This window comes from Terriglobia bacterium (assembly GCA_035712365.1).
Taxonomy (GTDB): Bacteria; Acidobacteriota; Terriglobia; order UBA7540; family UBA7540; genus SCRD01.
This window is the reverse complement of record DASTAW010000033.1, coordinates 1-15,340: the sequence shown is the minus strand read 5'-3', so window position 1 is coordinate 15,340 and position 15,340 is coordinate 1. Positions and strand designations below refer to the sequence as shown.

Sequence of the window (15,340 nt, the reverse complement as noted above, 5' to 3'; positions counted from 1 at the left end):
GCTTTGCCCTCCCGTTTTTTGCCTGAGCTGGACTGCGCGGGAGCCCGGAGGACTCCCCTACAAACCATTCCCGCCGGCCGGTCTTGCAGCCCCGCCGAGGGGCGGAAGATTTTAGCCCCGGGCGCAAGCCCTGGGAACAGGCCATTCCCATCCCGCCACGGCGGGATCCCCCCTCTCCCGCCGCGAGAGGGCCGGGGTGAGGGGACGGCATTCGTTCTCCCATCCCGCAAGGCGGGATGGGCTAAAGTCTGTCGGCCCTCCGGGCCTTAAAAACCGCGTTACCCCCAATCCCGTCATTCTGAGCCCGTCGAGGAATCCCAGCATTTACCGGGAGAGCCTTTTTCGTAATTTTCTTTGCATTTCAAGCCGATAAGCTTTATATATTGGCACGCTGTATTGCGGTTATCGTCGGCCCCACAGATTGCAGGAGGTGCGACCGATGCGCACTTGCAGGAGGAGAGACGGTTGGCGGCGAAGAAGACCCTTGAAAAGATTCTGCGCGGAACCTCTGACGCCAATATTTTCTTCGATGATTTGCGGCGCGTACTGCAAGGCCTTGGGTTCAGCGAGCGGATTCGAGGGAGTCACCACATCTTCTCCCGCGATGGAGTGGACGAGATTCTGAACCTGCAGCCCAGGGGTAACAAGGCGAAACCGTATCAAGTGAAGCAGGTCCGCCATGTTATACTGAAATACCGAATGGGAGGCGAGCTGAATGTCAAAACCGAGGTATGAAGTGATCCTATACTGGAGCGAAGAGGATCAGGCTTTCATCGCCGAGGTTCCCGAGCTTCCCGGCTGCGCCGCCGACGGAAAAACCTACCGGGAAGCCCTCGCCAGCGTTGAAGTCGTCATCCAGGAGTGGATCGAGGCGGCCAGGAAACTGGGGCGTCCCATCCCCCAACCCAAAGGGCGCCTCGTCTTCGCCTGATCCGCCCGGTCGCGGAACCCGCTGCCCGTAAACCCGAACCCGTTTTTCGTCACCCGTAATTCGCAATTTGTAATTCGTAATTGCTTTCCCTCGTCACTCGTCACTTATCACTCATCACTGCCCTTCTAACGGGCAGAGGGTGCCGGAGGTACGTCGGGGCGGGTGAGGGGTGGTTTGAGAAATTGGCGAATGACCGATTTTTGATCGGGTGATTGAAGGGAAGGTTTTTCGTAGGGGAGGGCTTTGCCCTCCCGTTTTTTGCCTGAGCTGGACTGCGCGGGAGCCCGGAGGGCTCCCCTACAAACCATTCCCACCGCCGGTTCTTGCAGCCCCGCCAGGGGCGGAAGATTTTAGCCAAGGGCGCAAGCCCTGGGAATAGGCTTCACACCCGCCGCTCCGCGGTCCCCCCTCTCCCGCCGGGAGAGGGTTGGGGCGTGGGGTGGGCGTTCGTTCTCCCATCCCGCAAGGCGGGATGGGCTAAAGTCTGTCGGCCCTCCGGGCCTTCACCGTGTCACCCCCAATCCTGTCATTCTGAGCGCAGCGAAGAATCCCAGCATTTACCAGGAGATCCCTTTTTCGTAATTTTCTTTGCATTTCTGGCCGATGAGATATATAAATTTGCACGTTATATCGCGGTGTTCGCCTGCCGCCCAATTGCAAGACGCAAGACCCAAGCACCACCCTAGCAAGACGTAACAAAGCAAGTTACAAGTGACCGCATCGCTTTTCCAGGCGTGAGTCCGTGAATTCAAAATCTGTGTAAAGCACATGGTTCAGGCCCGGTACCGCGGTTCGCCGCTTGAGTCGTGATATCATGTGCTGCTGTCTTTCACGGAGCCATAGGCAGAATGCTTTTAGAGGAGCTAGAAAAGAAGGGATTCGACATCAAGTTTGTGTCGCACGCTGCCGCGATCCTTGAAAAGGATTTCCCGTCCGCACTGGAAGAGCTTGAGCGGGTTCTTTTGGGCGTGCGTGTCCCAATCGGAAGAGATTATCGGCTCGGGCGGCGGTGAATCACAGGGCATACAACGCTTGCGGCGCGCCCTTAATGCGCGCGATCGAAATGGCCGATAAGGTGGTAACGGAAACTAACTGTTGGAGGCTGAAAGAATGCGAGTCAAACTGCTCTTGGTAGCGGAAATCGAAGTAATGGACGGGTCCGACCCGGAGAGCGCAGCGCTTTCGCGCATTCAGGGTCTGGGACACTCGGCCGACATTGAGTTTTATCCGCCTGCAATTGGCCGCAGCATTGAGACCGGGGGCAGCAGATCGGTGGAAGTTTTCTATTAACTTCTATCCGCTGTCTTGGGCCTTGAGTGTGTACCTGCCTCGCCCTTCAAATTCCACGAGGCCCAAATCTCGCAAACGTTGCAATTGCTGCCGAATCTTCTCCCGAACATGGCGGTTGCGAGGGTACAGGCGCTGGAGCAGAAGGCTGCGCGCGTACACGTCTGCAAGCGTGAAGCGAGACCGCCCCAGTGACCGAACCAAGTTGAGCACGTCGAGCGTCCAGCCCCGCCTGTAGTGAGGCCAACCTTCCAATGGTCTGAGCCTTTCATATAGCTCGCGCGCGCGACAAGGAACGAGAATGTTCCCCTCCGAAACGAGAAGGATTCTCGCATCCGATGGAATATTCGTCAGCAGAATGTTACATCCGACCCAACCCTTCCTACGCGCCTGGGCTCCGAGGGGCCTCCGCTTCTCAAGGGTGGATAGGGTCAATGCAACGGCTGGAACAAATAAGAGGTTCCGCACCATCCAGCCCGCAGGGTCATAGTGCAACGCGAACAGATTGGGCGCTCGGTTTTGCTCGATTGCACGGCGCATCGGCTCAAAAGCCGAGTCGCAGATGCGCGTCGAGAACGGGCGCGACTGACTTTTAAGCTGAAACGTCCCCTCACATCGCGCACAGACGAAGTCAACTACGTGCGCGTTCGGTGGAGAGGGTTGGAGGGCGGTCGACGCGCACCGCAAACAATAAAGGTTGTCTCGAGCCCACGCTTCACTTATCACGCGAGCGCGCTGGCTGGGGCTCCTGTAACGCGTCGCCAGGGATACGGGCATTTGAAGGTGCATCCTAGAATCCAGGTGTCGATGAAGCATGCGCCGCCTGCGGCTATGCGGTCATTCGCGCGCACCATACTATAGTTTCTAGCGGCTACACACGGCAACGGTTTTGTGCGGTGGACCTTTGTGGGCGGAGTTTGCGGGACGGCTGCGCGGCGAAGGACTACTCTCGGTGCTCGAGCCACAGGACTACTAAAGCCAAGAAAATAACGCCGGCTGGCGCAGATGCTCGCCTTCGAGTATCTGCATTCTCGCGAAGCGAGAGGCGTTGGCTTGCTTTCATTCCACGCGATCCATTGAATCAGAGAGGCGTACTGTAAAAAATAAAACCGCCAACTCAGAGCTCCCACCCCGCCCAGACCCCTCCCTTCGGGATCGCAGAGACAAAAACCGCCTCTGCATCAGCCCCGACTGACAAGATCGTCCTTTCGCGGGTTGTCCGGCATTCATCCAATAAACAACGTGGCAAAACTCTGCGAATAAGATCGGCGAACGTATCAAAGACACTCCATCCGTTTATCGTCCCTCGAATCCACACTCGTGGCACAATACGGCATGTATCCGCCATGCGTCGAAAGCGGGTGGCGCAGAGTTGTTCTTCAACTCTGCGGCCGTTGATCTTGAATAAAAGAACCGCATCCCGCAGCGCGGGACCGCGCGGCGGGACAACGCCGCGCTACCGGCTCAGGAGGGAAGATGAAAAAGTACAGTCTGCTGTTCGTTACGCTGGTGTTTGTGCTTGTTTGTGGCCCGCTTCGGGCGCAGTCGGCGCGACCTAAAATCATCGATGGACACCTGCACTATGATGGTGACCCGGCCTTTCTTCAGAAGCTGCTGGCCAAGCTCGATTCGGTGGATGGGATGGCGTTCCTGCTGGTTCCTGCTGCCGATCTGGACACCGCCGCGCCTTTCATCCATGCGCACTCCAATCGCCTGATAGGGTTCGGGGCGATCAAGCTGGACGATCCCGATGCGCTCGAACAGGTTGACCGCTTTCACGCGGCGGGTTTTCGCGGCCTTGGGGAGCTGAGTTCGTCATTGCACAACTACGATGACCGCGCCTACTGGCCGATTTACGAGCGCGCTGCGAAGTACCACATGATTCTGCTGTTCCACACCGGCGTGGTGGCCCGTGGAAATCCGAACAAGCCCCAGGACGTCAGCTTTGAGCGCATGCGCGCCACGCGCCTGGACCTGATTGCGAGGCGCTTTCCCACGCTCACCGTGATTGGCGCGCACATGGGGAATCCTGATTATGCGGAGGCTGCGGAAGTCAGCCGCTGGAACCCCAATCTCTACTTTGATCTGTCGGGCTCGTCGCTGATCAAGAAGCAGAACGATTACACCTTCTTCAAGTCCATCTTCTGGTGGTCGGGAGTGGTGAGTCCTCATACGCCCCAGTCCGGGCACAGTGCTTTTGAGAAACTGGTCTTTGGCTCCGACACATTTGGCGGAGATCTGGAGGAGTTTGACCGGGAAGTGAAGCGCTATCACGCGATGCTCGATGCCTGCGAGGTGCCCATGCAGGCCCAGGAAAATATATTCAGCGGCACGCTGTGGCGTATTCTCAATCAGCAGAAAGAATCCGATGCCTCGAAATAAGCGAGAGAGCCGCTGGCCACGGCGCCGGGATTGTGCCGTGGGCTGGGTGCGCGCGGCATTTTACAAACCTCACGGCATCGCAGCAATGCTTTGGCAACCCATTCGCGCGCGGTAGCGGCGAGTTTAGCTCGTCATGTGCGGGCCCAAATGGCAGCGCAAAGCCGCCGCTACAAAACAACCCTCAGCCGCTGAAGCGGTGTCGGGCGTCTTGAAAGGACTCAGACACAGGCAAGAGTGCCCGTGCTACGCGCCATGGGCTAAAGTCTTTCGGCCCTCCGGGCCTTGGATGGCAGTAGGCAGAAGGCAGTGGGCAGTAGGCTGAGGAGGAAAGCTGTCATCCAACGGAGCCGCATACATCGCACACGCCGCGATCCCGCAGTGCGGGACGCGACCCGCTAAAATGAAGGTCAGTTTCCGGTTTCAATGATCCCGCCTCACGCCTTGATGTTCCGCGAGTTCGAGGCCTTCGAGAAAAAGGCATCGACTGGCCCGAACCCCGGTATCATATAGTTTACATTCCCAGCGAAGCAGGAGGCGACCATGTTGCGGAAAACCAACCGGTGTTTTTCCGCCCGCCTGGTCTTTCGGTCTGTGTTTCTTGCAGTGCTGCCAGGGTTGCTCCTTCTATTCTCCTTTGGCTGTTCTTCCAAGGGCCGTGGCAATGACCAGCAGCAGGCATCGGCTCCAGCTCCGGTGGTGGTGGTAGCTGCGGTCGTTCAAAAAACAGTACCCATATACAGAGAATACGTTGGCCGGACGGTAGCGAACTTCACCGTGGAGGTCCGTCCGCAAGTCACGGGTATCCTGGAAACGGCGCCTTTTGCGGAAGGCCAGGCGGTGAAGAAAGGCCAGATTCTCTTCACGATTGACCCAAGTGAGTACAAGGCGGCGCTCCAGTCGGCACAGGCGCAACTCGCCAAGGCCGAGGCGGACGTAGCTCAGGCCCAGGCGAGTCTCCTGAAAAATCAGCAGGATGTTGCCCGGTACGCGCCGCTGGTGAAGCAGCAGGCCATCCCTCAAGAACAATATGATGACGCGGTCGCTGCCGCAGCCGTGGCAGAGGCGCAGGTCAAGCAAGCACAGGCGGGAGTCAAAGGGGCCCAGGCGGCGATCAACCAGGCCGAGATCAATATGGGATATACGGTCATCCGCTCTCCCCTTGACGGAATCGCCGACCGCCGGCAAGTGGACCCCGGCAACCTGGTGAGCCCAGGCATGAGCACACCTCTGGTGACGGTTTCATCGCTAACTCCCATGCGAGTGGACTTCAACATCAGCGAGACGGACTACCTCCGGTTTGTCACGCGGAACAAGAACCCGGCAACACGGAAGCAAGAAGCACAAAAAGTCTCCTTTGGGCTGCTCCTCCCGGATGGCAGCGCTTATCCACGCCAAGGCAGTTTCTATATGGCAGGCAGTGCGGTGAATGCGCAGACAGGCACTCTGTTGATTGAGGCGCAGTTTCCCAACCCGCAAGGTTTCCTGAAGCCCGGGCAGTTCTGCCGCGTGCGTTTTTCAACCGAGCAGACGCCGAATGCCATACTGGTGCCCCAACAGGCGGTCATGGAACTGCAGGGCGCGCAAACGGTAATGGTGGTAGACGCGGAGCACAAGGTGAAACTTCACACCGTCACCACCAATGGCACTTACGGAAAAGATTCCGTTATTTCACAAGGATTACAGGCTGGCCAGCAGGTGATTGTGGAAGGACAGCAAAAAGTTCGTCCCGGGATGACGGTGAAGCCGGAGAGAGAAACAAGCCCGCCGGGAACGTAGGGGCGGGGCTTGCCCCGCCTAGGGCCTCTTGTAGGGGCAGGGCTTGCCCTGCCTTGGGCGCCGCAAGCAGCGCCCCTACGGTCGCACCATGAACTTCTCGAAATTCTTTATCCGGCGTCCGATTTTCGCTATCGTTATCTCCCTGCTCATTGTGCTGGTGGGCGGGCTCGCCGTTCTTTCCTTGCCCATCGCCCAGTATCCTGAGATCACGCCTCCCACCGTGCAGGTTTCGGCCACGTATCCTGGCGCCAACGCCGAGACCGTCGAGCAATCGGTCGCCATCCCGATTGAAGGGACCGTGAATGGGGCTGAGAACATGATCTACATGTCTTCGCGCAGCTCCAACAACGGCGTCTATACACTCACTTGCACCTTTAAGGTGGGCACTAACGTGGATATCGCTGCGGTTGACGTTCAAAACCGCGTGCAGCAGGCCCAGGGCCAGCTTCCGGCCGAAGTCATCAGCAATGGGATCACGGTGAAAAAACGCTCGCCCAGCATGCTGATGATCATCACGCTCTATTCCCCGGATTCGAGCTATGACTCGCTCTTCCTCTCAAACTACGCGGCGATTCACGTGATCGACCCGCTCTCGCGCGTGCCCGGCATCGGCGATTACATGCAGATTGGACAGACCTATTCGATGCGCGTCTGGACCAATCCGGGCAGGATGGCCAGCTTGGGCGTGACTGCGACCGACGTTGCCCAGGCCATCCAGGAACAGAATGTCACGCTGCCCGGCGGACAGATCGGAGCGCCGCCCGCCCCCAAGGGAACGCAGTATCAATATTCCGTGCTGACGCAAGGACAGCTCATCACGGCGCAGCAGTATGACAACATGATTATCCGCACGCTGCCGGACGGCTCGATTCTCCGCCTGAAGGACATCGGCTATGCGGACCTCGGCGGGCAGGACTATAGCACCTATTCACGCCTGAACGGCGCGCCTTCCACCACCATCATCCTTTTTCAGCTTCCCAGCGCCAACGCGCTCACAGCGGCTAAAGGCGTGACCGAGGCCATGGACCGCCTGGCAAAGGATTTCCCACCGGGCGTGAAGTACAACGTCACGATGGACTCGACGCTCTTCATTACGGCATCGCTCAAGGAAGTTCTCAAGACGCTGATTGAGGCGCTGCTGCTTGTCCTCCTGGTGGTTTACCTGTTTCTTGGCACGTTTCGCGCCACGCTGATTCCCATGCTGGCAGTCCCAGTCTCTTTGATCGGCGCCTTCGCTGCTTTCACCGTTCTGGGGTTTTCCATCAACACGCTTACCATGTTCGGCCTGGTGCTGGCCATCGGCCTGGTGGTGGATGATGCGATTGTTGTGGTCGAGGCAGTGCAGCACCACATCGAGGAGGGAATGAGCGCTCTCGAAGCGGCTGAAAAGGCCATGAGCGAAGTCTCCGGGCCCGTCATCGCCATCGCGCTGGTGCTGACTTCAGTCTTTGTCCCGGTGGCGTTCATTGGAGGAATCACCGGCCAGCTTTACAAGCAGTTTGCGCTGACGCTGGCGGTCTCCATCATCCTTTCCGCGCTGGTCGCTTTGACGCTCACGCCCGCCTTATGCGCCACGATGCTCGGTCCTCCGAAGCCGGTGCGGGGGCCGCTCGGATGGCTCACGCGCGGCTTCGCCAGATTTTTCGAGCGGATAACCGGCGCGTATATGAAAGGCGCGCAGCGAGTGATTCGCCGCTGGGGTTTGGCAATCTGTGGTCTTGTCATCATCATCGCCTGCATCGGCGTTCTACTGAGATCACTGCCCAGCGGTTTTGTGCCTAATGAAGATAATGGTTATTTCTTTATCGGATTCATCCTGCCGGATGGCGCTTCGCTCCAGCGGACGAGCGCCGTGACGGATCAAGCGGAGGCGATTCTGAGGAAGATGCCGGGAGTCGCAGATGTGCTCAGCATCGGCGGATTCAGTTTCCTGACTCAGGCTACCCAGTCCAACACCGCCAGCCTCGTCGTGAAGCTGAAGCCCTGGGATGAGAGGACTGGCAAAGGAATGGACGTCTCCTCGATTATGCGGCGCGCCGCAGGAGCGCTCAACAATCTTCCCCAGGCGCTGGTGATTCCGTTTGCCCCGCCGCAAATTCCCGGGCTCGGCATCTCCGGCGGATTCCAATTTGAGCTGGAAGACCGAAGCGGGACCAGCACCGCGCAGCAGTTAGCCGAGGCCGCGCAGCAATTCTCCGCCGCTGCCAGCAAGGAACCGGCCCTGGCGAACCTCTACAACAGCTTCCGTACCAGCGTTCCGCAAGTGAAGGTCAGCGTGGACCGCGACAAGGCCAAAACACTCGGCGTTCCCATCGACAGCGTTTACGCCAGCTTGCAGACCTTCCTGGGCGGCTTGATCATTAACGATTTCAACCGCTTCGGCCGCGTGTACAAAGTGATGCTCCAAGCCGAGCCTCAATACCGCTCAACCCCTCAGGATATCAGCGACATCTACGTCAGGACGGCGAGCGGCCAAATGGCGCCGCTGAGCACGCTTGTCTCGGTGGGTCCCGCGACCGGCCCGGATATTATCCAGCGCTATAACCTCTACCGTTCGGCCGAAATCAGCGGAGCTTCCGCGCCCGGTTATAGCTCTGGCCAGGCGCTCAACGCCATGGAAGCGGCCGCGAAAAAGGCGCTCCCTTCCAGCATGGGTTACGACTGGACCAGCACGGCTTATCAGGAAAGAGAATCCAGCGGCCAGCAAGGACCGATTTTTCTCCTGGCGCTCGCCTTCGTGTTCCTTTTTCTGGCCGCCATGTATGAAAGCTGGGCCGTGCCGCTGGCGGTGATCCTCGGTATCCCTCTTGGGGTTTTGGGAGCGTATCTCGGGGTGTGGATGCGCGGCTTGCAGAATGATGTTTACGCCCAGATCGGCGTGGTGATGCTGATTGGTCTTACGGCCAAGAACGCCATCTTGATCGTGGAATTCGCCAAGATGCGCCACGATCAGGGCCACAAGCTCGTTGATGCGGCCTTGGAGGGCGCCCAGCTTCGCTTTCGGCCCATTCTGATGACCTCGCTGGCTTTCATTCTGGGCTTGTTGCCGTTGATGATTGCCGCAGGAGCGGGAGCGGCCAGCCGGCACTCGCTCGGCACCACGGTAGTTTGCGGGATGATCTCCGCCACCATTCTCGAGGTGTTTTTCATCCCGGTGCTTTACGTGGTCATTCAAGGAATGTCCGAAAGGTCAAAACGCCGCGTGGAGGTCTCCGTCCCGGTTCAATCGGACCCGGCGCCGGAGGCCGGCGCAGGAAAAATATAGCGCGTCACAATGCTGAAGAACGGGTCAATGAACGCCAAGGAGACAGATCCAGCCTCCGGAATTCAGTATGCTCTCCGGGTTGCGGTGGGGACCAGCATCGTCTGGTTCGGCTTGCGCAGCTTTCCGGGCGTAAATCCGCTCTGGGCGGTGATTCCCGTGATCGTTATCTCCGAGACGGGATTCCGTGGCACAATTTCCGCGTTTAAGTCTCGCCTGCTGAACACAGCCGTTGGATGCGCAGTTGCGCTGGTTTTTCTGGCGTTGTTCGGCTTTACGAGCTGGTCCATATTGCTTGCCATGACTCTATCGGTACTGGCGGGATCCTATTTAATCAGCTTTCATGTGAGCTGGAAAGTCGCTCCAGTAACGGTTGCCATCATCATGGTTCCCGGATTCGTCAACCCTGGGAGCAACGGCGCACTCAGCGCAGCCTTCTGGCGGACCGGCGAGGTCCTCCTGGGCGGCGGCGTGGCCGTCGGCGTGGAGTGGCTGCTCACAGGAATCGAGCGGCGTTACAGACCGGATGAGGCCGTTGCTGAAACTTTGAATTCGGGCGGCAATGCAAATGAATACGAGACTGTCCGGAGGCATGACACCGTAAAGCCGGAAGCGCAGAAGGCTGGAGGTGAAAACACATGAAAATCCGGCTAATGGCCATCACGATCTTGTTGGCGCTGTCCAGTGGTTGCGTGGTGGGCCCGAATTACAAGCGCCCCGCAGTTTCAATCCCTGCCTCCTATCATGGCACGGAAACGCCAGCTCCAGGCGCAAGCGCTCAAACCGGAGCAGCTTCTTTCGGCAACCTGGAGTGGTGGAACGTCTTCCATGATCCTGTTTTACAGGACCTCATCCGGACTGCCCTGAAACAGAATTATGATCTGCGCATCGCCGCTGCCCGCATTCTGCAGGCGGAAGGCGAACTACGGATTACGCGCTCGCAGCAAGTCCCCCAGGTGAATGGCGCCGCCAGCGCAGCGCGCCAGAAGACGCTTTTTTCACCTTCTTTCCCGAGCTTTGAGAACAACTCGTTTCAGCTTGGAGGGAGCGTCTCCTGGCTGCTGGATTTCTGGGGAAAATACCGGCGGGCCACCCAGGCCGCGCGGGCCAGCCTTCTGGCTTCCGAATACAACCAGCAGGCGGTGAAGGTCACCCTGGTTTCGGAAGTTGCCAGTGGGTACTTCCAGCTTCGCGCGCTGGACCTTCAGCTCCAGATTTCTCAGGACACTCTGAAATCCCGGCAATCTTCACTCCGGTTAACTCAGATCAAGCAGCAGGGCGGCGTCGCTTCGATGCTCGATGTCCGGCAGGCGCAGTCTCTCGTTCAGACCGCCGAAACCACCATCACGGATACGCAACGCCTCATTTCGCTTCAGGAGGACGCAATCAGCATTCTGCTGGGAGAGAATCCCGCAGCGATCCCTCGCGGAAAACCGCTGGATCAGGAAACGCTGCTTCCCACGCTACCGGCCGGATTACCATCCTCTCTCCTTGAGCGGCGGCCTGATATCCGCCAGGCGGAGCAGGTATTGATCGCCGCAAACGCGGAGATCGGAGTTGCACGCGCCGAGTTTTTTCCCCAAATCTCACTGACAGGGTCGGGTGGGACGGAAAGCTTCCAGCTTTACAAGCTTTTCTCTGACGGCATCTGGAGCTTCGCGGGCGATCTGGCGCAACCCATCTTCACCGGCGGTCGGCTGAAGGGTAATTTGCAGGCCGCGCGCGCTCAGGAGCAGCAGGCTTTGCTCGCGTACGAGCAAATTATCCAGGGAGCGTTCCGCGAGGTTTCGGACGCATTGATCGGCTATGACCGCAATCGGCAGTTTCTGACTCAGCAGCAGGCCCTCACCGAAACCCTGGCCGAGGCGGAACGCATCGCCCGCATTCAATACCAGGGAGGCGTAACGGCGTACCTGAGCGTTCTTCAGCAGGAAACCCAATACTTCAGCGCGCAGCTCCAACTGACGCAGGCAAAGCTCAGTGAGCTCGACTCGGTCGTCTCGCTCTATCAGGCCCTCGGCGGCGGCTGGCAGTAAACAGGCCCCGATCCAGATGCTATTTCAAAGCCCTCCGTAAGGCGATCATGTAGCGCAGAGTTGTTCTTTAACTCTGCGGTTTTTGATCTCGCAAATGGTTGTTTCTAACGTATTACAATCCTTGACAACGGGCCGACTGTCGAAAGGTTTGGGCTCACCGGAGAAAAAGCCGCAGAGTCTCTGGGATTCGAGACTCTTCACTACCCGCTCCTAAGACGCATACATCGCACACGCCGCGACGTATGCGCGACCCGTCTCGCCACTGCTTTTCGTTCCTGTTGCTTTCCCAATGAAGATGTATTATCCTTCCTGTTGGAAACCCAATGGTCGAGAAGAAACAAAAGAAGGACGTCTTACAAGGTACGTTGGCGCTGATGGCGCTCAGGACCCTTGACGTGCTGGGGCCGATGCACGGTTACGGGATCGCGCGGCGCATCGAGCAAATCAGCGGAGAGCTGCTCTCGGTGAACCAGGGGACACTGTATCCCGTTTTATTAAAGCTCGAGCAGGAGGGATCCATCACTTCGGCGTGGGGCGTGTCGGAAAGCAACCGCAGGGCGCGCTTCTACCGGCTAACGCGACAGGGACGCAGGCAATTGCAGGCCGAGAAGGACGACTGGGACCAGACCGCAGCCATCATCGAACGGTTTTTTGCCCTAAGGGCGGAGGAGCTGAAATGAAGAAGCTCAGGCGGTTCCTTAATCGGCTCACCTCATGGGCGAGGACCGGCCGGGATGAAGATCGCTTGCGGGTGGAGATCGCAGCGCACATCGCCTTGCAGACGGAGGACAACCTTCGCGCGGGTATGCCTCCGGACGAGGCGCGCCGCCAGGCGGCGCTGAAGTTCGGGGCCGTGGAGTCGATCAAGGAAGACTACCGGGACCAGCGCGGGCTGCTGTTTGTAGAAACGCTGTTGCGGGATACCCGATATGCTCTGCGCCGGTTGAGGAAGTCACCGGCGTTCACCGCCACTGTCATTTTCACGCTGGCCCTGGGCATCGGTGCAACCACTTCCATCTTTACACTGGCGCACGCAGTCCTCATGAAATCGCTGCCGGTCGCGGATCCCGGCGATTTGTACCGCGTGGGAAAACAACCGTATTGCTGCGCGTGGGGCGGGTACACACAGAGTATGGACTTTTCGATTTTCTCGTATGATCTGTACAAGCACCTCCGGGACAGCACCGAAGGCTTTGCAGAATTGGCAGCGTTCCAGGCGGGCCCGTCGCTGTTTGGTGTCCGGCGCCTGGGCAGTCCGGAAGCGGCTGGAAGCTATCCCGGCGAGTTCGTCTCCGGCAACTACTTCACCATGTTCGGCATCATTGCGTATGCCGGACGTATGCTTACGCCTGCGGACGATCGGCCCGGCGCTCCACCCGTCGTAGTCATGAGCTATCGGTTGTGGCAGCAAAGGTATGGGTCGGATCCCTCCGTCATCGGCAGCGCCTTCAATTTCGATGCAAAACCATTTACCGTGGTGGGAATCACCCCGCCCGGTTTTTTTGGCGACACGCTGCGTAACGATCCACCCGATTTCTTTCTGCCGCTCAACACCGAACCGCTTGTGGAGGCCGATGCCGACCTCAACAAGGTCGATTTGCACTGGTTAGACTTGATCGGGCGCATCCGGCCCGGCGCGGCGCCCTCCTCCATCGAAGCCCAAATGCGGGTGGAACTCAAGCAATGGCTGCGCTCGCACTGGGGTGACATGAGCGCCAACGATCGCGCCAGATTTCCCGGCCAGACCCTGTTTCTGAGGCCCGGAGGCGCCGGGATCTCGAGCATGCGCGGCCAATATGAGCACTGGCTTCAGGTCCTGATGATGGTGGCGGCATTGGTGCTCCTTATCGTGTGCGCCAATGTGGCCAATCTCATGCTCGTTCGCGGCATGGAACGCCGGCAGCAGATATCGCTAAGCATGGCTCTGGGCGCGCCGGCGTCGCGACTTGTGCGGCAGGTCCTCACGGAAAGCGTCCTGCTCTCACTGGCCGGAGGCGCGGCGGGTTTGGGTGTCGCATATGCGGGCACGCGCCTGATCTTGCATTTTGCATTCCCCCACGCTGCCGGGCTTGCCGGCATACCCATCAGTGCGTCGCCCTCGACGCCGGTACTGCTCTTCGCCTTTGGCGTTTCGTTGATTACAGGCGTTGGCTTTGCCATCGCGCCCGCATGGATGGCTACGCGGGTGGCCCCGATGGAAGCCCTGCGCGGGGCAGGCCGCTCCATTGTCAGGACCGCGTCACTCCCCCGGAAGACGCTGGTGGTGTTCCAGGCGGCACTCTCGCTGGCGTTGCTGGCTACGTCAGGACTTCTGACGCTTGCCTTGCACAATCTTCAGAATCAAAACTTCGGCTTCACCCAGGACGGGCGCATTATCCTGAAAATCGACCCCCGGTTTGCCGGCTACCAGCCCCGGCAACTGACGCCACTCTATGGACGCATTCATGATTCGCTCGCGAGACTTCCCGGCGTCTCGGCGGTGGCGGTCTGCACGTACTCACCGCTGAGCGGCAACAATTGGGGTACTGGCGTGTGGGTGGATGGCCGTCCGGCTCCGGGACCGAGTGACGACAATTCTGCTTCCTGGGACCGGGTCACGGCGGGATACTTCGACGCCGTCGGAACTCCCATCCTCAAAGGACGCGGCATTTCCGAGCAGGACACAGCAACGTCGCGGCACGTAGCAGTCATCAATCAGGCGTTTGCGCGCAAGTTTTTCAAACGCCAGGACCCCATCGGAAAGTATTTCACACAGACCGGAGTAGGGACCTCCCGCCAATACGAAATCGTCGGCGTCGCCCAGGACGCCCGCTACCTGGCTTTCGATCTCGCCAAACCGATTGGCCCGTTCTTCTTTCTTCCGGAGTCGCAGCATGACTTTTCGTCGAATGCCGAGTCGACGGACTCCACTCCCGGGTCACATTTCCTGCACGACATTGTCTTAGTGGCACGACCGGGAGCCAGTCTGCGCTATCCGCAACTGCGCGAGGCCCTGGCTTCGGTGGACCCTGATCTGCCGATCATCTCGGTCCAGACCTTGAGAGAGCAAGTCGCCGGCCAGTTCACGCAGCAGCGGCTGATTGCACGACTGGCATCGCTGTTTGGAATTCTTTCGCTGGTCCTGGCATCCGTCGGACTGTATGGCATCACTGCCTATAACGCCGGATGCCGCACCAACGAAATCGGCGTGCGGCTGGCGCTGGGAGCCACTCGCATGCAAGCGGCTGCGCTCATCATTCGGGGCGCCTTCGTAGTGGTGGCGGCTGGCCTCGTCCTTGGAATACCGTTAGCCCTCGGAGCCGGGCGCTTCCTTGGCAACCAACTTTACGGATTGAATCCGTATGACCCCGGGGTGATTATCCTGGCTGTCCTGACTCTCGGGCTATCGGCGCTGGTTGCAGCCCTGATTCCTGCGCGGCGGGCGAGCCTGATTTCACCATCGGAAGCGCTGCGGGCAGAGTAGGACCGCCTCGTGCCGCAAAGTATTTGGCGCTGGCTGGCGCTACCTTTGCGGACTTGATAAGCGGGTAGATTCTCTCTTGAATTTCAAGGGTATTTTTTCTTTTGAAGGTGCAGGAATCTTTTCTTTTTTGCATTAGGCGGCGGCCTCTGCTGTGGAAATTTGCGCTGCGGGGAGCGGGTACAGCTTGTGGCCGTCGAAGGCGG

The 15,340-nt window shown here is 58.9% G+C and carries 10 protein-coding genes; all 10 read left to right on the top strand.

All coding sequences use genetic code 11. The annotated features are described in order from the left end of the window. Positions 1-465 precede the first annotated feature (465 nt). Positions 466-735 carry a type II toxin-antitoxin system HicA family toxin gene (locus VFQ24_09660; GenBank protein HET9178605.1) on the top strand — a complete coding sequence of 90 codons (270 nt, stop codon included), beginning with the start codon at positions 466-468 and terminating at the stop codon, positions 733-735. Further along, positions 716-931 carry a type II toxin-antitoxin system HicB family antitoxin gene (locus tag VFQ24_09655; protein HET9178604.1) on the top strand — a complete coding sequence of 72 codons (216 nt, stop codon included), beginning with the start codon at positions 716-718 and terminating at the stop codon, positions 929-931. Before VFQ24_09660 ends, VFQ24_09655 begins: the two co-directional genes overlap by 20 nt. A gap of 1,110 nt (positions 932-2,041) precedes the next feature. Beyond that, positions 2,042-2,221 carry a hypothetical protein gene (locus VFQ24_09650; GenBank protein HET9178603.1) on the top strand — a complete coding sequence of 60 codons (180 nt, stop codon included), beginning with the start codon at positions 2,042-2,044 and terminating at the stop codon, positions 2,219-2,221. A 1,473-nt stretch (positions 2,222-3,694) separates the two neighbouring features. Further along, positions 3,695-4,600: an amidohydrolase family protein gene (locus tag VFQ24_09645; GenBank protein HET9178602.1), complete on the top strand. Its 906-nt coding sequence runs from the start codon at positions 3,695-3,697 to the stop codon at positions 4,598-4,600. Positions 4,601-5,140: 540 nt separating this feature from the next. Then, a complete protein-coding gene (locus VFQ24_09640) occupies positions 5,141-6,376 on the top strand; it encodes an efflux RND transporter periplasmic adaptor subunit (GenBank protein HET9178601.1) in 1,236 nt (411 codons plus the stop codon). A gap of 88 nt (positions 6,377-6,464) precedes the next feature. Further along, positions 6,465-9,641, top strand: a complete 3,177-nt coding sequence (locus VFQ24_09635; GenBank protein HET9178600.1) for a multidrug efflux RND transporter permease subunit — start codon at positions 6,465-6,467, stop codon at positions 9,639-9,641. 27 nt (positions 9,642-9,668) lie between these two features. Next, positions 9,669-10,280, top strand: a complete 612-nt coding sequence (locus VFQ24_09630) for an FUSC family protein (protein HET9178599.1) — start codon at positions 9,669-9,671, stop codon at positions 10,278-10,280. Further along, positions 10,277-11,674: an efflux transporter outer membrane subunit gene (locus tag VFQ24_09625; protein ID HET9178598.1), complete on the top strand. Its 1,398-nt coding sequence runs from the start codon at positions 10,277-10,279 to the stop codon at positions 11,672-11,674. The genes VFQ24_09630 and VFQ24_09625 overlap by 4 nt, the downstream gene beginning before the upstream one ends. A gap of 323 nt (positions 11,675-11,997) precedes the next feature. Further along, positions 11,998-12,354 carry a PadR family transcriptional regulator gene (locus tag VFQ24_09620; protein ID HET9178597.1) on the top strand — a complete coding sequence of 119 codons (357 nt, stop codon included), beginning with the start codon at positions 11,998-12,000 and terminating at the stop codon, positions 12,352-12,354. Then, complete coding sequence (locus tag VFQ24_09615) at positions 12,351-15,137, top strand: ABC transporter permease (GenBank protein HET9178596.1); 2,787 nt, start codon at positions 12,351-12,353, stop codon at positions 15,135-15,137. Before VFQ24_09620 ends, VFQ24_09615 begins: the two co-directional genes overlap by 4 nt. Positions 15,138-15,340 lie beyond the last annotated feature (203 nt).